The sequence below is a fragment of the Streptomyces sp. NPDC057136 genome, assembly GCF_042670885.1.
Classification (GTDB): domain Bacteria; phylum Actinomycetota; class Actinomycetes; order Streptomycetales; family Streptomycetaceae; genus Streptomyces.
Genome location: NZ_JBHUUV010000027.1, coordinates 15,469 through 37,024, shown reverse-complemented (window position 1 = coordinate 37,024; position 21,556 = coordinate 15,469). Strand labels below are relative to the sequence as shown.

24 protein-coding genes and 1 riboswitch are annotated in these 21,556 nt (G+C 69.2%); of the genes, 8 read left to right on the top strand and 16 right to left on the bottom strand.

Features of this window, described 5'->3' with window-relative positions; all coding sequences use genetic code 11:
* Positions 1-892: 892 nt before the first annotated feature.
* The 9 genes from ACFT7S_RS27215 to ACFT7S_RS27175 form a co-directional block, all read right to left on the bottom strand.
* Positions 893-1,990: an endo-1,4-beta-xylanase gene (locus tag ACFT7S_RS27215; RefSeq protein WP_382736242.1), complete on the bottom strand. Its 1,098-nt coding sequence runs from the start codon at positions 1,988-1,990 to the stop codon at positions 893-895.
* Between the two features lie 11 nt (positions 1,991-2,001).
* Positions 2,002-4,245: a glycoside hydrolase family 3 N-terminal domain-containing protein gene (locus ACFT7S_RS27210; RefSeq protein ID WP_382736240.1), complete on the bottom strand. Its 2,244-nt coding sequence runs from the start codon at positions 4,243-4,245 to the stop codon at positions 2,002-2,004.
* Between the two features lie 48 nt (positions 4,246-4,293).
* Positions 4,294-5,130 carry a carbohydrate ABC transporter permease gene (locus ACFT7S_RS27205; protein WP_382736238.1) on the bottom strand — a complete coding sequence of 279 codons (837 nt, stop codon included), beginning with the start codon at positions 5,128-5,130 and terminating at the stop codon, positions 4,294-4,296.
* Positions 5,127-6,116 carry a carbohydrate ABC transporter permease gene (locus tag ACFT7S_RS27200; RefSeq protein ID WP_382736236.1) on the bottom strand — a complete coding sequence of 330 codons (990 nt, stop codon included), beginning with the start codon at positions 6,114-6,116 and terminating at the stop codon, positions 5,127-5,129. The genes ACFT7S_RS27205 and ACFT7S_RS27200 overlap by 4 nt, the downstream gene beginning before the upstream one ends.
* Positions 6,117-6,121: 5 nt before the next feature.
* Entirely contained in the window at positions 6,122-7,456 is a 1,335-nt protein-coding gene (locus ACFT7S_RS27195; protein ID WP_382736234.1) for an extracellular solute-binding protein, read from the bottom strand.
* Between the two features lie 124 nt (positions 7,457-7,580).
* Positions 7,581-8,666, bottom strand: coding sequence for a LacI family DNA-binding transcriptional regulator (locus ACFT7S_RS27190; RefSeq protein WP_382736232.1), 1,086 nt, complete (start codon positions 8,664-8,666; stop codon positions 7,581-7,583).
* 81 nt (positions 8,667-8,747) lie between these two features.
* Positions 8,748-9,134, bottom strand: a complete 387-nt coding sequence (locus ACFT7S_RS27185) for an acetylxylan esterase (RefSeq protein WP_382736230.1) — start codon at positions 9,132-9,134, stop codon at positions 8,748-8,750.
* A gap of 1,085 nt (positions 9,135-10,219) precedes the next feature.
* Positions 10,220-10,435 carry a DUF6243 family protein gene (locus tag ACFT7S_RS27180; RefSeq protein WP_382736229.1) on the bottom strand — a complete coding sequence of 72 codons (216 nt, stop codon included), beginning with the start codon at positions 10,433-10,435 and terminating at the stop codon, positions 10,220-10,222.
* A gap of 728 nt (positions 10,436-11,163) precedes the next feature.
* Complete coding sequence (locus ACFT7S_RS27175) at positions 11,164-12,129, bottom strand: pirin family protein (protein WP_382736227.1); 966 nt, start codon at positions 12,127-12,129, stop codon at positions 11,164-11,166.
* Positions 12,130-12,282: 153 nt separating this feature from the next.
* Here ACFT7S_RS27175 and ACFT7S_RS27170 point away from each other — a divergent pair, with 153 nt between their 5' ends.
* A complete protein-coding gene (locus ACFT7S_RS27170; protein ID WP_382736225.1) occupies positions 12,283-12,636 on the top strand; it encodes a tetratricopeptide repeat protein in 354 nt (117 codons plus the stop codon).
* Between the two features lie 49 nt (positions 12,637-12,685).
* Here the strand turns inward: ACFT7S_RS27170 and ACFT7S_RS27165 are convergent, their stop codons facing one another.
* Genes ACFT7S_RS27165 through ACFT7S_RS27155 form a run of 3 tightly spaced genes read right to left on the bottom strand, consistent with a single transcriptional unit; the run spans position 12,686 to position 14,382 of the window.
* Positions 12,686-13,420, bottom strand: a complete 735-nt coding sequence (locus ACFT7S_RS27165; RefSeq protein ID WP_382736223.1) for a TetR/AcrR family transcriptional regulator — start codon at positions 13,418-13,420, stop codon at positions 12,686-12,688.
* A gap of 34 nt (positions 13,421-13,454) precedes the next feature.
* On the bottom strand, positions 13,455-13,589 hold the full coding sequence (locus ACFT7S_RS27160) for a hypothetical protein (RefSeq protein ID WP_382736221.1): 135 nt from the start codon (positions 13,587-13,589) through the stop codon (positions 13,455-13,457).
* Positions 13,590-13,632: 43 nt separating this feature from the next.
* Positions 13,633-14,382 carry an SDR family oxidoreductase gene (locus ACFT7S_RS27155; protein WP_382736219.1) on the bottom strand — a complete coding sequence of 250 codons (750 nt, stop codon included), beginning with the start codon at positions 14,380-14,382 and terminating at the stop codon, positions 13,633-13,635.
* 166 nt (positions 14,383-14,548) lie between these two features.
* On the opposite strand from ACFT7S_RS27155, the gene ACFT7S_RS27150 reads away from it, so the two are divergent.
* Positions 14,549-15,055, top strand: a complete 507-nt coding sequence (locus ACFT7S_RS27150) for a GNAT family N-acetyltransferase (RefSeq protein ID WP_382736217.1) — start codon at positions 14,549-14,551, stop codon at positions 15,053-15,055.
* 220 nt (positions 15,056-15,275) lie between these two features.
* Here ACFT7S_RS27150 and ACFT7S_RS27145 read toward each other — a convergent pair whose 3' ends face one another.
* Positions 15,276-16,049, bottom strand: coding sequence for a CbtA family protein (locus tag ACFT7S_RS27145; RefSeq protein ID WP_382736215.1), 774 nt, complete (start codon positions 16,047-16,049; stop codon positions 15,276-15,278).
* A 26-nt stretch (positions 16,050-16,075) separates the two neighbouring features.
* Positions 16,076-16,291: a CbtB-domain containing protein gene (locus tag ACFT7S_RS27140; RefSeq protein WP_382736213.1), complete on the bottom strand. Its 216-nt coding sequence runs from the start codon at positions 16,289-16,291 to the stop codon at positions 16,076-16,078.
* A gap of 59 nt (positions 16,292-16,350) precedes the next feature.
* Positions 16,351-16,415, bottom strand: a riboswitch (cobalamin riboswitch).
* A gap of 114 nt (positions 16,416-16,529) precedes the next feature.
* Here ACFT7S_RS27140 and ACFT7S_RS27135 point away from each other — a divergent pair.
* Positions 16,530-17,117, top strand: a complete 588-nt coding sequence (locus tag ACFT7S_RS27135; protein ID WP_382736211.1) for a histidine phosphatase family protein — start codon at positions 16,530-16,532, stop codon at positions 17,115-17,117.
* A gap of 39 nt (positions 17,118-17,156) precedes the next feature.
* Here the strand turns inward: ACFT7S_RS27135 and ACFT7S_RS27130 are convergent, their stop codons facing one another.
* Both ACFT7S_RS27130 and ACFT7S_RS27125 read right to left on the bottom strand, forming a co-directional pair.
* The gene (locus ACFT7S_RS27130) at positions 17,157-17,852 is read right to left on the bottom strand and encodes a 4'-phosphopantetheinyl transferase (protein ID WP_382736210.1); all 696 of its coding nucleotides are present in this window, start codon (positions 17,850-17,852) and stop codon (positions 17,157-17,159) included.
* A complete protein-coding gene (locus ACFT7S_RS27125) occupies positions 17,849-18,751 on the bottom strand; it encodes a metallophosphoesterase family protein (RefSeq protein ID WP_382736208.1) in 903 nt (300 codons plus the stop codon). Before ACFT7S_RS27125 ends, ACFT7S_RS27130 begins: the two co-directional genes overlap by 4 nt.
* Before the next feature lie 215 nt (positions 18,752-18,966).
* Here ACFT7S_RS27125 and ACFT7S_RS27120 point away from each other — a divergent pair, with 215 nt between their 5' ends.
* The 5 genes from ACFT7S_RS27120 (at position 18,967) to rpsR (ending at position 21,359) form a co-directional block, all read left to right on the top strand.
* Positions 18,967-19,353: a VOC family protein gene (locus tag ACFT7S_RS27120; protein ID WP_382736206.1), complete on the top strand. Its 387-nt coding sequence runs from the start codon at positions 18,967-18,969 to the stop codon at positions 19,351-19,353.
* Positions 19,354-19,481: 128 nt separating this feature from the next.
* A complete protein-coding gene (gene rpmG / locus ACFT7S_RS27115) occupies positions 19,482-19,646 on the top strand; it encodes a 50S ribosomal protein L33 (RefSeq protein WP_203183923.1) in 165 nt (54 codons plus the stop codon).
* A gap of 29 nt (positions 19,647-19,675) precedes the next feature.
* Complete coding sequence (locus ACFT7S_RS27110) at positions 19,676-19,930, top strand: type B 50S ribosomal protein L31 (protein ID WP_382736204.1); 255 nt, start codon at positions 19,676-19,678, stop codon at positions 19,928-19,930.
* Positions 19,930-21,135, top strand: a complete 1,206-nt coding sequence (locus tag ACFT7S_RS27105) for a CobW family GTP-binding protein (protein WP_382736202.1) — start codon at positions 19,930-19,932, stop codon at positions 21,133-21,135. The genes ACFT7S_RS27110 and ACFT7S_RS27105 overlap by 1 nt, the downstream gene beginning before the upstream one ends.
* Positions 21,135-21,359 (top strand): 30S ribosomal protein S18, encoded by a 225-nt coding sequence (gene rpsR / locus ACFT7S_RS27100; RefSeq protein ID WP_382736200.1) that lies wholly within the window; start codon positions 21,135-21,137, stop codon positions 21,357-21,359. Before ACFT7S_RS27105 ends, rpsR begins: the two co-directional genes overlap by 1 nt.
* Positions 21,360-21,556 lie beyond the last annotated feature (197 nt).

Below are 21,556 nucleotides of genomic sequence, written 5' to 3'. Positions count from 1 at the left end.
CGTTAGCGACGCCCGCGTCCATTAACAAAGGACGCTCACCACCAGGGCGTAACGATCCAAGGATGGCACCCGGCACCCGGGCAGACGGGAGACACCGCCTCGGGGACTCAGTGTGGAAACCCCGCCGGAACATGTCAAGAGTATCGAGACTCCTCCCTCCAGGTATCCCGGTAGCGGCTTTCGGCCGCACGAAGGCCATCGAAAGGATTTCGATGGGGATCACCCGAGCTGGGCTGTCGTTGAAAAGGCGCGTACGGAATGCACGTGAATTCACGCTCCCAGCTTCGACGGGGTGGCCGCTCTGGGGCGACGAATATCGGCGTCCCCGAGATGCGAACTGATGGAAATACTCGTTTATGGCGCGCTCTCTCCTCAGGAGCCGCCGTTCAGATCCGGCGCCCACTTGTTGGCGCTGCCATCCGTGTCCGGCCGGGGTTCCTCTCTGTTTGTCCGAACAGACCTGTCTGGTAGACGAGGTACCACTTCTTCTGCGGCGCGAAGTAGAACGCCTGCGGCGCAGCCCGGTATCCCTTGACGATCCCGGACCGGTCCAGGTGGTACTGGCGTGCGGTGCCCGCCTCGGCCCGGAGGTGTCGGCGGTAGTGGCGAAGACGTGCCAGGTGGCCTTGTGCCGGACGATCGACGAGTCCTTGTCCGAGACGACAGGGTGCTCGGCATCGGGCTGAGGAGCGATCAGCGGGCCGCTGGAGGACCACTGGAACGTGGTGCTCAGATCCTGACCGCTCACGCTGTCCCGGTCCCCTGGCCCGCCGTGGCGGCGGGCGCGGCGCCCAGGGCGACGAGCAGGGCTGCGAGGGTGGTCAGTCAGGAGGGCGAGCAGGGGTTCTGTGCCGAGGTGGTCTGCCCCCGCTGCGTGGGATCCCCCTGGCGGTCAGGTCTTCTTGGGCCGGACCCCGAGCGCGTCGCGGATGGCGAAGTACGCCGGCTTGGCCTTCAGGTTCTCGTCCCACGGCAGGGCCGCGCCCTCCCCCTCGAAGAAGGCTGGGATCCAGGAGTAGCGGTCGGTGTAGTCCCAGACCGTGATGCCCACACAGCGCTTGACCGCCAGGCATGCCTCGGTGACCCGGGCGTACCAGTCGGCCTGCTCGGCCAGCTTGGCCTCGTCCGACGGCAGGACCATGCGGATGTCCACCTCGGTCAGGGCGGTGTCGACTCGGAGGTCGGCAAAGCGCTGAAGGTTCTCCTGGAGGTTGCCGGGGAAACCGTACTGCAGCGCCAGGTGGCCTTGGAGGCCGAAGCCGTGGACCGGGACGCCGTCGGCCTTGAGCTGCTTGATCAGCTCGTAGTAGGCGTCGGACTTCGGGCCGATCCACTCCACGTTGTAGTCGTTGAGGTACAGCTTGGCCTTGGGGTCGGCCTGGTGCGCCCAGCGCAAGGCGTCGGCAATGTAGCCGGGGCCGAGCGTCTTGTAGAAGAGGTTCTCCCGGTACGTGCCGTCCTCGTTCATGATCTCGTTGGCGACGTCCCAGGCGAAGACCTTGCCCTTGTAGTGCTTGACCACGGTCTGGACGTGGTTCTTGAGGATCGCGCGCAGTTCGTCGGCGCTCCATGTGCCGGAGGTGAGCCAGCCGGGCAGCTGGCTGTGCCAGAGCAGGGTGTGGCCCCGGACCCTCTGGCGGTGGGCGCGGGCGAAGTCGACGACCTCGTCACCCTTGGTGAAGTCGAAGACGCCGCGCTGGGGTTCGGTGGCATCCCACTTCATGCTGTTGCCGGGCGTGATCGTGCCGAACTCCTCCCCGAGCAGCTCGGTGTACGGGGTATCGGTGAGTTCCGGGTTGTCGGTGGCAGAACCGAAGTAACGGCCGTGGTCCTCGGCAAGGTCGTGCAGGGTGGCGGCCTCGGCCTTGCGGCCGTCACCGGCGTGCGCCGCGGGGGCGACGGCCAGACCGGCCAGCAGGGCCGCCGCGGCGAGGAACACGGCGGATCTGCCGCGGGAGCGGCGGGGGGCGGGGAGTGCGAGTGTGCGCATGGTTCGGCTCCTCAACTGTGATGTAGCGACATGCAGTTGACACGCACCTCGCACCGCATGCGGCGCTCGTGCCCGACCGCCCGCACCGGCCCGGTCAGGGTGAGCGGCACGGTGTGGTGGACGTGAGCGCTGGAGGCGGCGAGGCGCAGTTCGAGGGCGCCGGGTTCGACGACGCGGCGGCCGTCGGCACCGGTGTACGCGGCGAGGTCGGCCGGGAACGTGGCGTGCAACTCGGCCGACGCGCCGGCGTCGAGCGTGACCCGGGCGTAGCCGACGAGCCGAACCTCGGGACGGGCGACGGTCCCGACGGGGTCGTGGAGGTAGAACTGGACGACTTCGGTTCCGGGGCGGTCGCCGATGTTGCGGACGGTCAGCCGCAGTGCGGTCTCGCCGTCGGTGGCGAGCTCCGGGGCGTCGCACTGCGGTTGGCCCCAGCTGAACGTGGTGTAGGACAGGCCGTAACCGAACGGGTACAGGGGGGTCGGGTCCACGGTGCTGGGGAAGCCGTGCCGGCCGAGCGGCGGGGCGAGGTACGGGGCGGGCTGGCCGCCGGGGCTGCGCGGCACCCCTATGGGCAGGCGCCCGGAGGGGTCGACGCGGCCGGAGAGGACGCCCGCGACGGCGCCGCCGCCCTCCTGTCCGGGGAAGAACGCCTGCACGACGGCGGCAGCCCGGTGGGCCCAGCGGCCGAGTGCATAGGGCCTTCCGCTGAGTACGACGATGACGACCGGCGTGCCGGATGCCATCGATTCGTCCAGCAATTCTGCCTGTTCGTACGGAAGTTGCAGGTCCTCGGCATCGCAGCCCTCGCCCGACGAGCCGCGCCCGAACAGACCCGACCGGTCCCCGACCACGGCCAGGCAGACGTCGGCCGCCGCCGGATCGTCGGCGAACACGGCGCCCGGCAGCTCGGTGCACAGCGCCCCAGCAAGAGTCAACACCTCGACGCCTGTGGGTAGTTCGGGATGGTGTACGCCCACGTGCCGGGGGAACGTGTAGCAGCCGAGCATGGCGGCCTGCTCGTGGGCGAGCGGACCGAGGAGGGCGATGCGCAGCCCGTCGCTCAGCGGCAGCATGCCGGAGTCGTTGGCTAGCAGGACGACGGACTCCTCGGCGACCTTCTGTGCCAGCTCCCGCATGTGCGGGGGGTTCAGGTCGACGGGCGCGCCGCCCGTGACGGGCTCCCGGTCGGGGTCGAGCAGCCCCAGTTCGCACTTCTGCGTAAGGACGCGCAACGCGGCCCGGTCGAGCAGGTCAGCGGGGAGCGGGACCGCGGGGTTGAAGCAGCGTGCCGCCGGCAGTTCCACGTCGACCCCGGCCGCGAGGGCGAGCAGCGCGGCGTGGCCCTCCCCGTCGGCGACCCGGTGCGCTTCCTCCAGCAGCGAGACGCCGTAGTAGTCCGATACCACGGTCCCGGTGAACTCCCACTGCTCACGCAGGAGTTGGGTGAGTAGCCCGGCATGGGCGTGGGCGGGGAGGCCGTCGAGGTCGTTATAGGCGGGCATCACGGAGCGGGCGCCGCCGTCGCGCACCGCCATCTCGAACGGCGGCAGGATCACGTCCGCGAGTTCGCGCGGGCCGAGCGAGGCGGGCGCGTGGTTGCGGGCGGCGCGCGAGGCCGAGTGCCCGGCGAAGTGCTTGAGCGTGGCGACGATCCCGGCGGCCTCAAGACCCCGCACGTAGGCGGTGCCGATGGTGCCGACGAGGTACGGGTCCTCGCCGATGCACTCCTCGGTGCGGCCCCACCGCGGATCCCGTACGACGTCCAGGACCGGGGCGAGGCCCTGGTGGATGCCGACCGCGCGCATCGACGTACCGATGGCCTGGGCCATCTCGGTGATCAGCGCGGTGTCGAAGGTGGCGCCCCAAGCGAGCGGGGTGGGGAAGACGGTGGCCTGCCAGGCGGTGAAGCCGGTCAGGCACTCCTCGTGGGCGATCGCGGGCACCCCGAACCGGTTGCCCGCGCGGATCGTGCGCTGCAGTTCGGCGAGGCGGGCGGCGCCTTTTGCGGGTTCGACGGGGACTGTGCCGAAGGGTCGGGTGAGGTGGCCGAGGCCGTAGGGAAGGAGCGCGTCGAGGGCGGCGCTCCGGGCCACGTAGGCGTGCTGGCCGGGGGCGACGTCGGCGCCCTCGGTGTCGGCGCCGATCCATGCGCTGGACAGCTGGGCGGTCTTCTCCTCGGTGGTCATCCGGGCGAGCAGGTCCGCCGCCCGGGTGTGGGCGGGCAGAGTGGTGTCCTGCCATGGCGCGGCCATGGAACTCCTCAAGTGCAGTACGAGTAAGGGGCGTTGTCCTGGACGGGCTCAGCCCTTGGTGGCACCCATCGTGATTCCGCCGATCAACTGCCGTTCGGCGACGGCGTAGAAGGCGAGGGCGGGCACCATGGCAAGGACGAGATAGGCGAAGACGCGGGCGATGTCGGCGGCGTACTGGCCCTGGAACTGCTGGACGCCGATGGGGATCGTCCACCAGGCCTGGTCGCTGAACACCAGCAGCGGGAGCAGGAAGTTGTTCCAGCTGCCGACGATGGCGAGGATCGACACGGTGCCGAGCGCGGGCCGCGCCATGGGCAGCAGGATCCGCCAGAAGAAGCCGAACGCCGAGCAGCCGTCGAGGGTCGCGGCCTCCTCGAGATCGCCGGGTATCTCCCGGAAGAAGCCGCGCAGGATGACGATGGTCATGGGCAGGCCGAACGCGGCCTGCGGCAGGATGACGCCCCAGGGGTTGTCGAGCAGCCCGAAGGTGCGCAGCAGAACGAACAGCGGCAGGATCGCCACGGCGAACGGGAACATCAGCCCCACGGTGAAGAGCGTGAAGAGCAACTCCCGGCCCCGGAAGGCGAATCGGGCGAGCGCGAAGGCGGCGAGGGCCGCGGCGCCCACCGTCAGCACGGTCGTGCCGACGGCGATCAGTGTGGAGGAACCCAGCATGCGCCAGAACGAGCCGGAGGCGAGTACGTCGGTGTAGTTGGACGTCACCCACGGCGAGGGCAGGCCGAACTTGTTGCGGGAGAGCTCGTCGGTGGACTTGAACCCGGACACGAACGCGTACAGCAGCGGCGTGACCATGGCGACGCCGACCAGCCACACGATCACGTACAACGGCACGGAGCGCAGCCTTCTGCGCGCGCCCGCGCTCATCGGGAGGCTCGCATGGTGGTGAGGGCTCCTTCGGTGTCGCGGCGCAGCACGGCACGCTGGTAGATGAGGGCGAAGACGAGGCTGATGAGGAACATGGCGATGCTGATCGCGCTGGCGTAGCCCATCTGGTAGCGCTTGAAGCCGAACTGGAACATGGTCACGGCCATGGTCTCGGAGTGGTGGTCCGGGCCGCCCTGCGTGACCACCCATACCAGGTCGAAGAGCTGAATGGCACCGATCACGGAGAGGAAGACGCTGATGCGGACCGTCGGCCCGAGCAGCGGCAGGGTGATGTGACGGAAACGCTGCCAGGGGCCTGCGCCGTCGATCCGGGCCGCCTCGTGCAGTTCGGCGGGTATGCCTTGCAGTCCGGCCAGGTAGAGCATCATGTGGAAGCCGAAGTATTTCCATGTCATTACGAGGAACAGGGTCGGCAGCACATGGTCCTGGTCGGCGAACCACAGTCCGCCGAGGCCGTCGAGGCCGACCGCGCCGAGCACCTTGTCGGCGAGCCCGTCGTCCGGCGCGAAGATCATGGAGAACAGGACGCCGGTGATGACCTCGGACAGGACATAAGGGGCGAAGAACAGCATCCGGTAGAGGGCACGCCCGCGCAGTTTCTGGTTGAGCAGCACGGCCATGCCAAGCGCGAACGGCAGCTGCACGCACACCGAGAACAGCACGAGCAGCAGGCCGCGCCACAGGTCGCCGAGGAAGACCGGGTCGTGGATGAGCTGGCTGTAGTTGTCGAGGCCGACGTAGTCCGAAGGGGCCCCGAATCCACCCCAGTTGAAGAGGCTGACGTACAGCGCGTACGCGATCGGGGCGAGCACGAGCGCGCCGAACAGGAGCAGGGCGGGCAGGGTGAAGCAGAAGGCGGTAAGCCAGTCGACGACCCGCCGGGCCAACGGCCGGCGTGCTCTCGTGTCCGGTTGCTTCGGTGGAGCGGTGGCGGGCGTGGGGTCCTTCACGTAAGTGGAGGTCATGTCGGTTACTGGCTCTTCGCTACCTGGGTGACCGAACGGGCCACCTGCTCGGGTGACTTGGACCCGGCGATCAGGGCGGCCACCGAGTCGTTGACCTCCTGGCCGACGGCGGGCGGGTACGCCTGGTCGAGGTAGAGCTGGAAGCCGGTCGCCTTGCCGAGGACGTCGGAAACGAGCTTGAGGCTGCGGTCGGTCAGGGCGCTCGTGGCTTCCTTGACGACGGGCATCATCGAGCTCTTCGACACGAGGATGCGGTCGGACTCGGCCGTCATGAAGAACTTCAGGAAGTCCACGGCCGCCTTCGGCGCGCCCTTGCGCACCGCGTAGCCGCCGCCTCCGCCGAAGACATCAGTGACCGCGCCCTTGCCGCCGACGACCGCGGGGAACGGGAAGAACCCGAGGTCCTTGCCGATGCCCTTGCCCGCGTCGGCCTGCACGACGGGCGCCCACTGGCCCATCAGCTCCATCGCCGCCTTGCCGTTACCCATGGCGGCCGCCTCGCCGGTGGGCGTGGAGTACGCGGCACCGAGGAAGCCCTTCTGGAACGGCTGGAGCGCGACGAGCTCCTTGAGGTGCTCGCCCGCCTTGACGAAGTCGTCACCGGTGAAATCCTTGGCGTCAGCAGCCTTCTGCATGCCGTCGACCCCGGTGATCCGCATGGCCAGGTACGCCCAGTAGTACATGCCGGGCCACTTCTCCTTGCCCGCGAAGGCGATGGGGGTGATCCCGGCGCTCTTCAGCTTCTTGACCGTGTCGAGGTAATCCGCCCAGGTGGCCGGCGGAGCGCTGATGCCCGCCTTGGCAAACAGCGTCTTGTTGTACCAAAAGCCCACCGTGCCGATGTCGAAGGGCACGGCGTACGTCTGCCCGTCGAACTGATACGCCTTGACCGACGCCGGCACGAGGGTGTCGGTCAAGGAGCTGACGGACGACGTGAGGTCCTCCACGAGGCCCGCGTCGATCTGCTGCTTGAGAACGCCGCCGCCCCACGTGTGGTAGATGTCCGGCAGCTTTCCGGAACTGGTCAGCGCTGTCATCTTCGACTTGTAGGCGTCATTCTCCATCGTGACGAGCTTGATGTGCACGTCGGGGTGCGCGGCCTCGAACGCCTTGGCCCGCTCGGGCCAGACGGACTTCGACGGCTCCGTGGTCTGGATGTTCCACCACTCCAGAACGGTCCGACCCTTGCTGTCGGTGGTCGCGGACCCGGAGTCCGAGCAAGCGGAGAGGCCGGCCGCGCCCAGTCCCACCGCCGACGCTGTCCCCAGAAACCGGCGACGGGAGAAGGCGAAGGACGCGGCGCCGGACGCGGACGCTACGGCTCGGTCGAAGGCTGGCATGGTGCACCTTCCGGAAGACTGCCGAGAATTATCGGGGGCGGCCATGGAAGTTACGGGCATGCGTCGGGGGTGTCAACGGCCCTGACAAAAAAGGGCGTTGACACCCCCGGAGCGCGCTGTTCCGTTATGCGCGGCGCGGCGGTGCGGTGCTCGCGCGGACCACCAGCTCGGTGGCGAGTTCCACCCGCGGAGAGGCCGGCTCGACGTCCCGTGCGAGGTCGAGGAGCATCCGCGCCGCCAACTTGCCCATGTCGGACAGAGGTTGACGGATGGTGGTCAGCGGTGGCGCCGACCAGCGCACCTCCGGCAGATCGTCGAAGCCTACGACGCTCATGTCCTCCGGCACCCGAAGGCCGCGCCGCCGCAGCGCCTCGATCGCGCCGAGCGCCATCTGATCGCTCGCGGCGAAGATCGCGGTCGGCGGTTCGGACAGCTCCAACAACCGCCCCGCGCCGGTGAATCCGGACGCGTGGTAGAAGTCGCCGGGTACCACGAGCGCGTCATCGACGGCCACGCCCGCCACATCCAGCGCGGCCCGATAGCCGTCGAGCCGGGCCCGGGAGCACAGCAGCCGCGGCGGGCCCTCGATGAACCCGATCCGGCGGTGCCCGAGGTGCAGCAGATGCTCGGTCGCCGCCATCCCGCCCGCCCAGTTGGTGGCGCCGACAGTGGGGGCCTCGGTCGCCGGCGATCCGGCCGGGTCGACCACCACCAACGGCACGCCCAGGCGCCGCAGTTCGTCGTGGAGACCGGGTTCGAGCACCGACGTCACCAGGATCACGCCGTCCGACGCACGGGCGCGCAGATTGGTCATCCACTGCCGCGCGGCTCCCGCCCGGTCGTGAATCGCGGAGACCACCGTGCCCACACTCGCCTCGTGCGCGACCTCCTCGACACCACGAATGATCTCCACGGCCCAAGGGCTGTCGAGATCGTTGAAGACCAGGTCGAGCAGGGCCGCCCGGGCCCCGGGAGCGGTCGGTCGGCGCTGGTAGCCGTGACGGTGCAGCAGGTCCTCGACACGGGCCCGGGTGGCGGGCGAGACATCGGAGCGCCCGTTGACGACCCGCGAGACGGTCGGCACGGACACGCCGGCCTCCCGCGCGATCTCGGTGATCGTCACCTTGGCCGGCCCGACCGGGCTCTGCGTGGTTGCCTTGTGCTGGATGCCTTCCCGGGCCACGTATTCCACCTCCGTCGACATGTTCATCCGAAAACTCTCCGGACCCCTTCCGGAAAACCGTAGGACATGCCATCGACCGGCTGTCGGTCAAGTCGGACATCCGTACGGTCACCGGCTGTACGCAGTGCCGTGTCGAGTCATAGTCCCCCAGGACGCTGCGCAGCCAGGAGAGTTGACGGCTCGCGTGCAGGGCGTCGCCACCCTCGTGCCGGTTGACAGGCAGGCGTGGATTTCGCGCGGGGGTCCGTCCCCCGCGAGCTCGCCGTAGCGGTTGTAAGCCGCGTAGGCGCCGCTGGGCGGACAGACCGTCTCGCGCAGGCCGACGCCGAAATGGGCGGGGGCACCGGCACGCCGCGCGAAGGGTACGCCCTCGACGCAGGAAAGCGTGCGGTAGGCGGCACTCCCGGCACCGCGGTGCACAGCGAGGTATCCGGCGATCTCCCCGTACGGCCCGGCGTCGGTCAGGTCGAGAGCGTGCCGGATGCCGCACAGCAACGGCGCCGTGGCAACGGACGGCCACGAGGTCGGGGACGAGTCCGGCGACGGCGAGCACCACCCCGCCTCCCTGACTGTCGCCGGTGGCCGCAACGCGCCGCGGGTCCACGCCGGGCATGATACGCAGCGCGGCGACCGCGCACACCACGTCGGTGATCAGGCGCGGTAGTGACAGTCGTGGGCCCCGGAACGCCTCCATCAGCGCGGACCCCGGATACGTCCCGAACACTTCGTATTTCCGACGGTAGTAGCACGACCAGTAGCTCACCACGCGTCGCTCCGTGCATGCGAAGAAGTCTGGATTGCGTTCGATGAACTCGCCATAGAGCCTGCGGTCAGCCGACCCCGGGGCAGCGAGGCCGGGAACACCCAGGCCGATCGCGTCAAGGATCTCCAGCACGTACCCGCCGGCCAACTGCACCACAAATGGGACCACCCATGGCTCGCTCGACGCCGTGATCTTTTCGAGGTGGCACTGGCGGACCCTGCCATCACTGTGCCGTGAGTACAGGCAATGCAAGATCACCTGCTGGGTTTCGGTCAGTGGCCGCTCCGAGCCGCCGGTCTCCGGCTCCTCGTTGTAGATCCGGTAGGGGATGGCGACGGTCTCGCCCTGCACCTCAACAACCTCGAATGACTCCGCCGGCGCGAGCCTGGCATCCGGCATGACCGCCAAGACGCTCTGCACGGCATCGGCAAGACGTGCCGGAAAGGCTGCCACAAGGACATGCGGGACGTTCGACGGATCCCGAGGCAGCTGCATGACACGAGGATAGGCGGCGAGCCCTCGCTCCCTCAGCCGCCCGCCTCAACGATGCGGGGCAGGCCTTAGCTGCGGTGTCGCCCGGGCTGGGCACGGGGAACGCGCTGAGCTGCTGGTGCAGCTCGGGGTGGTGGCGGTGACGGGGCTGCCGAATCTGCGGCTGCCCCGGGTGGTCAGCTGAGACGCGGGTGGTCGGCCGAGAGCTGAGCGGGACCGGCCACGCCCGGTACGGCAGCAGGGCCCCGATACGGCAGCAGGGCCCGGACCGCGCGTCGCGGTCCGGGCCCTGCCCCGTGCGGTGCCGCCCTGCGGCGGCGGTGCGTCAGCTCTGTGCGGTGTCGTCGCCCGCCTGCCCGGCGCCCTCACCTGCGCCTGCCTTCTCGCGCATCTTGCGCACCAGCTCCGCCTTCTGGTCGGCTGCACCCTGGCGGTCGAGGTTGCGGTGCGGACCGTTGTTCTGCCGTTCGGCGCGGGACAGCTTCTTGCGCTGGCCGCCGCCCATGCCCACGGGGTTGTTGATGTTCTTGCTCACGGTCATGGGTTCTCCCGGTAATGATGTGAAGTGATCTACGGATTCATCGGTGGGGGACGGGCGGCGACGTCGAAGGACGTCAGCAGGGGCCCATCACGCTCTCACTCGTAAATCGGCGTCTGGAAGAACATGACAAAGACGTTACCCGGTTCCGTCGGCCCCGCACACCAACCTTTTCGCCGCCCCGGCGTCGGCCGGGCCTTCGGCGAGCGCCCGGGGTCAGCCGTTTCCTTCCGGGAATCTCAGCACCGCCAGCACCTGCCGGTGGTCGCCGCCCGCCCGGGGCAGGTCCAGATGGGCGTTACTGGGCCGCCGCGGGCGTTGTCAGTGGTCGCGAGCACACTGACGGCTTGAGAGATCATCTCACTTGCGCCCCGCCGTTACGGGACAACCTTCAGGCGAAATCCCCGCGCCTGGCGGGCCGCGTACAAGCGCCCGCGTGCCCGCTCCACCGCCACGAGTCAGCAAGGGCCCCGACTCCAACGGCCCAGCCTGCTCAACACAGGCAGCAGACCAGCCAAAATCCGGTCCGACAGGGCCTGACGCCCCGTCAGCAAAGTCAGCATTGGGTCAGCATCAGGTCTACTAAAGCTGCTCACACACGACCACACCTTGGAATCCCGGGCACACGCGGCGGACGCTTCCAGAGAGGCGCGAGACCGATTCCGCTTTTGAGTAGGGGGCCGAGTTGCCGCGACTCGAGACACACCTGACCCGGAACACATCAACGCAGCTCAGCGCACCCTTCCCCTCGGTTTAAGCGCCACAGGGGGCAGTTCAGGGGCCGACAGCCGGCCTCCGTCGTACCCATGCACTTCCCCGAATCGAGCACCGGTCGCCCAGTCCGCACGCGCCTGTGCGATATCCTCGTGGGACCGCCCGATGAAGTTCCACCACATCACGATCTCCTCTGCGAACGGCTCACCGCCGAGCAGCATGAGACCGGCGTCGGAGAGGGCGCGCAGGGGTAGTTCGGTGCGGCCGCAGCCGAGGTAGAGCATCGAGCCGGGCAGTACGGGGACGCCGTCGACCTCCGCCTCTCCGGACATCGACAGGACGGCGTACTCGAAGTCGGGGTCGAGTGGTACGCGGGCTTCCGCGCCGCTCGTCATGGCGAGGTCGGCGCCGACGATCGGGGTGTACGTGGTGCCGGGCGAGGCCGTGCCGTCGAGTTCTCCGAGGATCACGGTGGCGATGAGGCCGGGCGCGATGACCGTGGGGAGGCCGACGTGGTGCTGGAAGTGCGGCTCGACGTTCCGATGGGCGTCGGGCAGGGCGACCCAGAGCTGGGCGCCGTGGAGGAATCTGGCGTGCGGCTTCGGGCTCTCCTCGGAGTGGCTGATCGCCTTGCCCGAGGTCATCAGGCCCAGCTCGCGGGGGCGGATCGTCCGGAGGCTGCCCACGCTGTCGCGGTGCAGGACCTCGCCGTCGTGCAGCCAGCTGACCGTCTGCAAACCCATGTGCGGGTGCGGCGGCACCTGCATCCCGGGCTCGTCGGCGATGTCGTCGGGGCCGTAATGATCCACGAAGGCCCATGCGCCGACCATCCGGCGGCCCAGATTCGGCAGCAGTCTGCGGACCTCGGTGGATTCGCCCAACTGGACATGCCGCGGGGCAAGTAGTTCACGTACCGGCTCGGCGACGACGAAGCCCCGCCCTCCGCAGACGGAGGGTGTGGCCTGGCGATCGAGATTACTCATGGCGCTCAACCTATTCCCGTGGGGACCCGTAGCGCCGGTCCCACGCCGAAAGATTAGTGGAATGTTCAACCATTATGCTGCGTTGAAGCACCTGAACGGATCACCGCGGCGACCGCAGACCGGATCCGCCGACGGCCCGGCCAAGGAGGACCAGTGAACGACATCTACTACGAGTTCGGTACAGCCGCCGACCGCTGGGACCGGGCGCAGATGTTCTTCGATGCGAAGGAGTACCTCACCGCCGCCCGCATCCTGGGCGGGCTGGTCGAGGAGGTGCCGGAGCAGGTCGCTCCGCGGCTGCTGCTGGCCCGCGCCTACTACCACTCGGCGCGCCTCGGCAAGGCCGAGACGGAGCTGCGCGCCGTACTGGAGCGCGACCCCGTGGAGGACTACGCGCAGCTGATGCTGGGCCGCACCCTGGAGCGGCAGGGACGGCACGCGGAGGCCGTGCCCCATCTGCGGATGGCGGCGGCGCTGACCGGGGATTTCGGGCCGGACGCGCCGTAACGGAGACCGGCCCCTGTGACGTCGATGGCGGCGCTCGGGACTCTCCCGATCAGGCCCGGAGCTTCGGCTCCGGGGCGCCCTGCGTGTTGGAGACACGGTCCAGCCATTCCGTCATCAAGGCCGCCTCCGCCGTACTGAGTCCCGCCCCGTGGGACTGTCGCAGCAAGGCGCTCAAGGTGGCCGCGGTGGAAGGGACCGCGGCGGAGGGGGCCGTCGTGTCCACCGAGTCGCCATCGGCCGCGGCCGGCGTCAGGACGGCAGCGTGTACAGCGTCACGGACCCGCCGCGATGCCGTGGGGTCGGAGAAGGTCGCCGGGCGCGCCACCAGCATGAGCGCCACGCCCACATTGGCCGACATGATCATCTGGGCCGCCAGTTCGGGAGCGACCAGCAGCCTGCCCCGTTCCGCCGCCCGCTCCAGATCCCGGGTGAGAATCCGGTGCGATTCGAGCGCCGAGGCGGGCGGGGTGCGCATCGCGGGCGAGTTCATCAGCCGGTACAGATTCGGGTTGCGCAGGGCGAAGTCCACATGGCTGTCCCAGCCATGACGGAGGTCCTCCACCGGGTCGGTGGACTCGCCGCGTTCCCGCTTGGTCGCCAGATACGCGTCGAAACCGTGGTCGACAACGGCCGACAGCAGACCTTCCTTGTCCCCGAAGTGCCTGTAGAGGGCGGGGGCCCCCACCTGCGCGGCCTCACACACGGCACGCGTGGAGACATCGCCGTCCGGGGACTCCGCGACCAGCTCGGCCGCCACCTCGAGAATGCGCGCTCGTGTACTCATCGGACGGACGCTATCAAGCGGCGCCCTACGCAGTTCAGACGCCGGCACAGGGGGCGCCGTAGACGGCCGCGAGTTCTTCGGGGGTGCACGCCTCGGTGGGGCCGGTGACCGTATGGCGCGTGTTGTGAACGACCACATCGAGACGGCCGGCTTGGGCCAACTTGTTCATGCCGTTCCTCCCTGCCGGTGGGCGGATTACGGGGTGGATCGCCTCAGACGATTCCGCCGTTGGCGCGCACGACCTGGCCGTTGACCCAGCGGGCGGGACCCGCGAGGAAGGAGATGACTTCCGCGATGTCCTGCGGCGTGCCCAAGCGCTCCAGCGGCGCCTGGGCCGCCATCCGTGCCACGGTCTCCTCGTCCTTGCCGTCCAGGAACAGGGCGGTCGCGGTCGGTCCCGGCGCGACCGCGTTGACCGTGATGTCCCGGCCGCGCAGCTCGCGGGCCAGAATCAGCGTCATGGCCTCGACGGCGCCCTTCGTCGCCGCGTAGGCGCTGTAGCCGGGGAGGGACAGGGACAGCACGGAGCTGGAGAAGTTGATGATCGCTCCGCCCTCGCGCAGGCGGCGGGCGGCCTGCTGATCGACGACGAAGGTGCCGCGGATGTTGGTGCGGTGCATACGGTCCAGGGCGTCCAGGTCCGTATCGATCAGCGGGGCCAGCGTCATCACGCCCGCGGCGTGGACGACCACGTCGACTCCCCCGAACGCTTCTTCGGCCTCATCGAAGAGGGCGGCGACAGCGACCTCGTCGGCCACGTCGGCCTGGTACGCGAGGGCCTCGCCGCCCGCCGCGACGATTGCGGCGACTGCGGCCTCTGCCTCGGTGTGATTGCCCGCGTAGTTGACGACGACGGCGAAGCCGTCTGCCGCGAGCCGTTCGGCACTTTCGCGGCCGATGCCGCGCGAGCCGCCGGTGACGACGGCGACCCTACGGCAGGCGGGGGTGCTCTGCTCGCTCATGACGTTGCTCCCTGATGGAGGGGGCCGACGGCCTACGCCAACCCGATGAAGCAACGCTAACACCAAAATGGTAGCGACGCTACGCCTCATCTGTGGCAGCGCTACCCCTCCCCCGCTCCGCATATTCGGATGCCCTCAGCACCTACGCCGTGATACTCCCCCTGTCATGGATGACCTTGAAACAAAGCGCCTCACGCTCCACCTGATGAGCCCCGCAGAAGTAGCGGACATAGTGGCGGGCGAACCGGGGGCCAACGCCCGGTGGTCCCCCGGGTACCCCTCCGACGGCGACAAGGCCGGCGCGCGGCGCTACCTCAGCACGTGCGAGACGGTCGGGGACCCCCGGCCGTTCGGATCCTTCGAGATCAGTCGGCGTGAAAACGGTCAGGTGATCGGCGGGATGGGATTTCACGGCGTACCGGATGAGCACGGCCAGGTGACCATCGGCTACGGCCTGGCCCCCGAGGCCCGAGGAATGGGGTACGCCTCCGAGGCGCTTCGCGCCCTGCTGGAGTTCGCCCGCTCGCAAGGCGTCGCATCCGTGAAGGCCGACGCGAACCTCGACAACATCGCATCGCACCGCGTCATGACGGCGGCAGGGATGCGGCTCGTCGGAGTGGACGATCAACTGCATCACTACCTGGTCGACTGGACCGACAAGGACGACGCATAGGGCGCAGAGGGCGCGTAGACGGACGGTGGGGCGGCTCCGCAAGGGCGTCGGGAGGAGTCGGGAGGCCGGACGCCGCGGTCGCCGGACCGCCCTTGCCGGACCGTCAAGCGCGCCACAACAGCGCAACCCGCCGGACAGCGCCCCGGCGGGTTGCGTAGTAGCGGATCGGTAGGGATCAGTCAGGGCGTCGCGGGACCGGTGGGCCGGTCACCGCCACCGTTCAGGTCACCGCCCCCGCCGTCCGGGACGCCGCTCCGGTACCCGCGCGCGAGTTGTCCGCCTTCGGCTCCAGCAGGCGTTCGGTGAGATATCCGAAGACGAGACCGAAGCCCGTCCACAGCGTCGCCTGGATGGCGAGCGTGGACAGCCGGAACTGCCACAGCAGCGTCGCCGGGAAGTCCTTGCCGACCTCGTTGAACGAGGGCAGGAAGGCATAGGCGAGGCCGATGAGGAGGACGAAGCCGGCGAACGCGGCGATCGACGCGTTCCAGTTGCCCAGACGGGGTGCGAGCCGCTTGCCGAGGATGACGGCGGCGACGGCCAGCAGCACGCTCAGCGCGACCATCAGGAAGAACAGGGCGGTGCGCTGTCCGATGGTGCCGGGATCACCGACGGCCGGCGGGTTGGCCGGGTACTTCAGGAACGGCACGACGTACACCGTCAGCAGTGCGGCACCGGCGACGAAGGCGGCTGTGGCCCGGGGGCCGAAGTCGCCGATGCGGCCGAGCGCGTAACAGAAGACGAGTGCGGCGATGCCGCCGACCGCCACGCCGAACACCAGGATGCCGGTGGCGAGCCCTCCGGTGGCCTGCATGGTGCGGCTGACGAGTTCCTCGCCGCCGCCGTGGTCGTGGTGGTGAGCCGCCTCCAGCGCGATGGCGGCGTCCACTTGGGACTCGCCGAGGAAGTAGGCGACGACGAGCGCGAGCGCGCCCGCGACGAGGCCCGCCAGCATCCCGCGGACGAGCAGAGCTCTGACAGATATGGAGTTCACGAGGTTGTCCCCTGCGTATCGGATTCTCAGTGGCAGGGGAAACCGAGCAGATGCCGGCCGTCGTGGACCCACTCGTGGACGCCTTCACCGGCAATGACCGAGATGGCACCCTGCTCGGCGCCGACGAAGTACAGCAGGACGAGCATGAGAATGCCGAAGAACGCCGCCCACGGGGCGAGGGCCTTCAGCGAAATGGGGGTGATGGCGGGTGCGCCGGCGGTGGGCGCAGCGGACTGTGCCATGGCAGAACCTCCTGTGGGAACTCGCGTCCCGATCGTGGTGCCTGAGACGACAGTGCCGGGTCTGACTTCCCGTACAGGTACAGGTTCACAGTGGCGCGACCGTGCCGGATTCTCACCGGCTTCCGTCACACCGTCGTCATAGTCGTCGTGACCATACCGTCTGCGGCTGGGCACCGCCATGGTGCAATCACTGAGGCGGCGGGCCTCCGGACGCCACATGTCGCACGCCGGACAGGCCATGGCTGAGGGAGTGGAGAACGCATTGACGGTACGGGTGATATTGATCTCGCCTGCGATGAACGCCGCTCTGCGCGAGGCCCGGTTCGAGGGCGACGCACCCCTCGACGAGGCCGGAACACGTCGGGCGCGTGCCGCTGCGGGCCGCGTACCGGGTGCCGACCTGTACGTGAGCGGCAGCTCCGAGCGCTGCCTTCGGACCGCCGAGGCGCTAGGCCTCCACCCCGTACCCGAACCCGCCCTCGCCGGCTGGGACATGGGGCGCTGGCGCGGGAAGCGGCTGTCCGACGTGAGCGGCAGCGAACCGGAGGCCGTGGCGGCCTGGCTGACCGACCCGTCCGCCGCCCCGCACGGTGGCGAGTCGCTGACGAACCTTTCCGCCCGGGTCGGCAGCTGGCTCGACGGCCTGGAGGAGGACAGCGGCCGGGTGCTCGCCGTCGCCGAGCCCGCAGTCGTACGCGCCGCGATCGTCCATGGGATCGGTCTGCCCTCGGCGGCGTTCTGGCGCCTCGACGTGCCCCCGTTGGCCCTCACTGAACTCAGCGGCCGTCAAGGGCGTTGGAACCTGATGTGCGGTCAGGCGCTCTGAAAGTGTGGGGGTTGATCCAGGCGGCTGCTGTAAGGAGCGTCAGGCGGGGAGGGTGACCGCCGTGGCCGCGATGCCGTCGTGAACCAGCCACCTCCCCTTGAGTACGGGGGGAATTCCGGGGGCGGTCCGCAACAGCGATGCGGTGAGGGTTCCTTCGGTCGCGGACGCCGATGTGCGGTGAAATACGATGTCCGCTTCGGCGAAGTCGAGTTCGATCCGGGTGAGCGGGAACCACGTCTTGAACACGCTCTCCTTGGCGCTGAACAGCAGCCGGTCCCAGTGAACGGTCCCAGATCCGGCGGGCTCGGTGCCGGTTCTCCGACCCGCCAACTCATCGTGCGACAGGAGTCGTTCCCGTTCCGAGGGGAGCGAGACGATCTCCCAGACGCCGGACGGCAGCGGCGCGTTGGGTTCGGCGTCGACCCCCAGCCCTCGGAGGTCTTCCGCCCGTGCCAGCGCTGCCGCACGGTAGCCGTCGCAGTGCGTCATGCTGCCGACGAATCCGGTGGGCCACAGCGGCATGCCCCGGTGGCCGCGCAGCACGGGAGCCGGCGGCAGGCCGAAGGCAGCCATCGCCGTACGGGCGCAGGCGCGGGCCGCGGCGAATTCGTGCCGCCGTTTCGCCACACTCGTGGCCACCAGGGCCTCTTCTTCCGGGAACAGAGTTCCGGCGGGTGCGTCCTCCTCACGGGTCGCCGCGCTGGCCACGTAGCGAGGGAGGAGCCGGTCGATCACGACGTCTCACCGGACCCTTCCTCGTACGGCAGAATCTGCCGCAACAGCCCGCGTGGATGGCCCTGTTCGCGCCATTCCCGGGGGTAGCCGATGGAGACTTCCTCGAAGCGCACCCCGTCGTACCAGGTCGTGCGGGGAATGTGGAGATGGCCGTACACCACGGCCGCCACGTTGAACCTGCGGTGCCAGTCCGCCGTGAGCTCGGTGCCGCACCACTGGGCGAACTCCGGGTGCCACATGACCGATGTGGGTTCCCGCACCAGTGGCCAGTGGCCGGCGATCACGAGGGGGACATCCGGGTCGTGTGCGGCCAGCCGCTGCTCGGTCTGCGCGACGCGGGCCCGGCACCAATCGTCGCGGGTGAGGTACGGGTCGGGGTGCAGCACGAACTCGTCGGTGCATACGATGCCCGCTTCGTGCGCGCGGGCCAGGGACTCCTCCTTCGTCGTCGCCCCCGGGGTCCGAAAGGTGTAGTCGTACAGGACGAAGACGGGCGCGATCGCCACCGGCCCGCCCGGCCCCGGCCAGCGGGGGAAGGGGTCCTCGGGCGTGGACACGCCTAGCGTGCGGCACACCTCGACGAGGTGGTCGTACCGCGCCTGGCCTCGGAGCACCACGGCGTCCCTGTCGGTCGTCCACAGTTCGTGGTTTCCCGGCGTCCACACGACGTGGGCGAATCGCCGCGCGAGCAGGTCCAGCACCCACGCCACGTCCTTCACCTGCTCGGCCACGTCACCCGCGACGATGAGCCAGTCCGCGTCGGACGTCGGGTGCAGCGACTCCACGATCTGCCGGTTGTCGGCGATTCCGGCATGCAGATCACTCACGGCGAGGAGTCGGCCCGCTCCGCGCGCGGAGTGCGGGACCGGGTACTGGGTGGGGTCACCCGGAAAGCTCATTGACACGTTTCCCGATCTCTTGGCCGGATGCGTGACTGCTTCAGGACGGTGCAGGGTTACGGCGGTGCGGGGTTACGGCGGTGCAGGGTTACGGCGGTGCAGGGCTTGTTCGAATCCACCGTCTCACGGGTCACGGCAGCCACGCTGCCGATCAAGGCTGGTGGCCGCGGGTCTGCCGACCCCCTGCATCAATCGCACCGGCGTAGGGTCGCCGCATGGTGCATGTACTGAGCAGCCGGGTACTGCTGCGACCTCGTGACCCACAGGCCTCGCGGGACTTCTACGGGGAAGCTCTCGGCCTGGCCGTGTACCGCGAGTTCGGCACCGGACCGGAACGCGGGACGGTCTATTTTCTCGGTGGCGGCTTCCTCGAGTTGTCCGGAAGGTCGGACGAACTGCCGACCGCGACCCTCCGTCTCTGGATGCAGGTCGCCGACTGCCAGGCGACGTACGAGGAACTGGCCGGCCGCGGCGTGCACGTGCTGCGAGCGCCGCTGCGGGAACCCTGGGGCCTGATCGAGATGTGGATCGCCGATCCGGACGGTCATCGCATCGTGCTGACCGAGGTGCCCGCCGAACACCCCTTGCGGTACCGGCCCTGACGCCGGGCGCCCACGCGCCGGCCACACAGGATCACCGGAGTCGGCGCTGCCGATGCAGTGTGTGACATGCACAGGACATACGAGACCCGGCCTTTTGAACATGGAAATCATTGCCATATAGTGTCGCCATGGCTCGCAACGAACTACGCCCGATCATCAAACTCCGCTCCACCGCCGGCACCGGCTACACCTACGTCACCCGCAAGAACCGGCGAAACAATCCCGACCGGCTCGTGCTGCGCAAGTTCGACCCGCTCGTCCGCCGTCACGTGGACTTTCGCGAAGAACGATGAACTCCCGCCTCGATCCGAAGGACATGACCATGAAGCCCGGAATCCACCCCTCGTACGGCCCCGTCGTCTTCCGCGACAAGGCCGCAGACTTCGCCTTCCTGACCCGCTCCACCCTCACCAGTGAGCGCACCGTCGAGTGGGAGGACGGCAACACCTACCCGGTCGTCGATGTGGAGATCTCCTCCGCGAGTCACCCCTTCTACACCGGCACCGCTCGGGTCCTGGACACTGCGGGCCGGGTGGAGCGGTTCGAGCGCCGCTACGGCAGCCGTGAGGGCCGGTGATGGGGGACAACCAGAAGCTGCCCGTCGTCATCGTCGCCGGACTGCACTCCGATGCCCGCCGCGAGGTGGTGGAGGGACTGCTCAGGGGTGTTCCTCACAGCGTCGCGCTGCACCACGACCTGACGACGGCCGGCAACGGAACCGTGCGCCGGACGGTCCGCGACGCCTCGGGCGAACAGTCCTGCGGCGACGCACCACTCGTCAACGACTGCGCCTGCTGCGCGCTGCGTGAGGACCTGATCCCGGAACTGGAACGGCTCGCGGCCGGCGGACTCACCGCGCTCGCCGTCCTCGAGCTCTGGGACTCCGTCGAGCCGAAGGCCATGGCCGAGGTGATCGCTGTCCACGGACAGGGGTGGGCCGAGGTGAAGAGCGTCATCACCGCGGTCGATCCGGCCCTCGTGCTGCCCTACCTCGTCAACGGCGACGACCTCGCGGAGGCCGGGCTGGCCGCGGCGGCATCCGATCAGCGCACCGTCGGAGACACCTGGGCCCGCCAGTTGGAGTACGCGTCCGTCATCGCCCTTGTCGAGAGCGGGGAGGGCGAGGAAGCGGACGACGAGGACCGTGCGCTGATCGGGCAACTGCATCCCACAGCCCGGCAGGCGGCGGCCGGTTCGGACGCACTGACGGTCCTCGCTCTGGCCGGGTTCGACGTGGAGGCAGCCAATGCCGCCCAGCACCCCGCCTGCGCGCTTCTCCCCCAGGACGCGGATGAGGCAGGGGTGAGTACCCTCGTGTGGCGCAGGCACCGCCCGTTCCACCCCGAGCGCCTGTATGCGGCGCTGGAGGATCTGAGTTGTGCGGCAGCGCGTAGCCGGGGCCGCTTCTGGCTCGCCGACCGGCCCGACACCCTCCTGTCGTGGGATGCCGCGGGCGGCGCACTCTGCGTCGAGAACACCGGCCCGTGGCTCGCCTCCCTGCCGGACGCCGCCTGGGACATGGTGCCGCCCTTCCGGCAGGCCGCCGCCGCGCTCGACTGGCACCCGGTGCACGGCGACTGCTGCCAGCACCTGGTCTTCGTCTCCCCCGGGCTGGACCGCGACGGCCTCACCGCGCTGCTGGACTCCTGTCTGCTCACCGACGACGAGTACAAGCCCGGGCGCGAGGCATGGCGAAGCCTGCGTCCCGCCTTCGACTCGCTTCTCGACCCGGTCCACCGACCACGGCCCCGAACCGCCCGCATGCCTTCTGAGGAGAACTGATGCCACGCCGCCCGGACCCCCACAAGCCCGTCAAGCCCCGCCCGAACCCGCTCGACGCCGCCAAGATCACGTACATCGACTACAAGGACACCGACCTGCTGCGGAAGTTCATCTCCGACCGGGGCAAGATCCGCAGCCGCAGAGTCACGCGGATCAGTGCGCAGCAACAGCGTCGGATCGCCACCGCTGTCAAGAACGCCCGGGAGATGGCTCTTCTGCCTTAGGGCCTCGTCGCGACCGGCCAGTGGGCGGTGATCAGGGCGGGTATCGCGGACATCCCCCCCCCACGTTGACGGGTCGTGCCCCAGCACGGGCAACGGTCACGGTGGACCCGCCGTCGCGGCCCATGCCGCGCGGTCGATGCGCATCTGCACCGCGGACCAGCCGTGTCCATCCACCGAACCAGAGCCGGGCGCGCCTC

Bases quoted from the DNA above. Each gene is read 5' to 3' on its own strand.
- ACFT7S_RS27215 (WP_382736242.1), bottom strand. From the start codon at position 1,990: ATGCGCACACTCGCACTCCCCGCCCCCCGCCGCTCCCGCGGCAGATCC.
- ACFT7S_RS27210 (WP_382736240.1), bottom strand. From the start codon at position 4,245: ATGGCCGCGCCATGGCAGGACACCACTCTGCCCGCCCACACCCGGGCG.
- ACFT7S_RS27205 (WP_382736238.1), bottom strand. From the start codon at position 5,130: ATGAGCGCGGGCGCGCGCAGAAGGCTGCGCTCCGTGCCGTTGTACGTG.
- ACFT7S_RS27200 (WP_382736236.1), bottom strand. From the start codon at position 6,116: ATGACCTCCACTTACGTGAAGGACCCCACGCCCGCCACCGCTCCACCG.
- ACFT7S_RS27195 (WP_382736234.1), bottom strand. From the start codon at position 7,456: ATGCCAGCCTTCGACCGAGCCGTAGCGTCCGCGTCCGGCGCCGCGTCC.
- ACFT7S_RS27190 (WP_382736232.1), bottom strand. From the start codon at position 8,666: ATGAACATGTCGACGGAGGTGGAATACGTGGCCCGGGAAGGCATCCAG.
- ACFT7S_RS27180 (WP_382736229.1), bottom strand. From the start codon at position 10,435: ATGACCGTGAGCAAGAACATCAACAACCCCGTGGGCATGGGCGGCGGC.
- ACFT7S_RS27175 (WP_382736227.1), bottom strand. From the start codon at position 12,129: ATGAGTAATCTCGATCGCCAGGCCACACCCTCCGTCTGCGGAGGGCGG.
- ACFT7S_RS27165 (WP_382736223.1), bottom strand. From the start codon at position 13,420: ATGAGTACACGAGCGCGCATTCTCGAGGTGGCGGCCGAGCTGGTCGCG.
- ACFT7S_RS27160 (WP_382736221.1), bottom strand. From the start codon at position 13,589: ATGAACAAGTTGGCCCAAGCCGGCCGTCTCGATGTGGTCGTTCACAAC.
- ACFT7S_RS27155 (WP_382736219.1), bottom strand. From the start codon at position 14,382: ATGAGCGAGCAGAGCACCCCCGCCTGCCGTAGGGTCGCCGTCGTCACC.
- ACFT7S_RS27150 (WP_382736217.1), top strand. From the start codon at position 14,549: ATGGATGACCTTGAAACAAAGCGCCTCACGCTCCACCTGATGAGCCCC.
- ACFT7S_RS27140 (WP_382736213.1), bottom strand. From the start codon at position 16,291: ATGGCACAGTCCGCTGCGCCCACCGCCGGCGCACCCGCCATCACCCCC.
- ACFT7S_RS27135 (WP_382736211.1), top strand. From the start codon at position 16,530: ATGGCTGAGGGAGTGGAGAACGCATTGACGGTACGGGTGATATTGATC.
- ACFT7S_RS27125 (WP_382736208.1), bottom strand. From the start codon at position 18,751: ATGAGCTTTCCGGGTGACCCCACCCAGTACCCGGTCCCGCACTCCGCG.
- ACFT7S_RS27120 (WP_382736206.1), top strand. From the start codon at position 18,967: ATGGTGCATGTACTGAGCAGCCGGGTACTGCTGCGACCTCGTGACCCA.
- rpmG (WP_203183923.1), top strand. From the start codon at position 19,482: ATGGCTCGCAACGAACTACGCCCGATCATCAAACTCCGCTCCACCGCC.
- ACFT7S_RS27110 (WP_382736204.1), top strand. From the start codon at position 19,676: ATGAAGCCCGGAATCCACCCCTCGTACGGCCCCGTCGTCTTCCGCGAC.
- ACFT7S_RS27105 (WP_382736202.1), top strand. From the start codon at position 19,930: ATGGGGGACAACCAGAAGCTGCCCGTCGTCATCGTCGCCGGACTGCAC.
- rpsR (WP_382736200.1), top strand. From the start codon at position 21,135: ATGCCACGCCGCCCGGACCCCCACAAGCCCGTCAAGCCCCGCCCGAAC.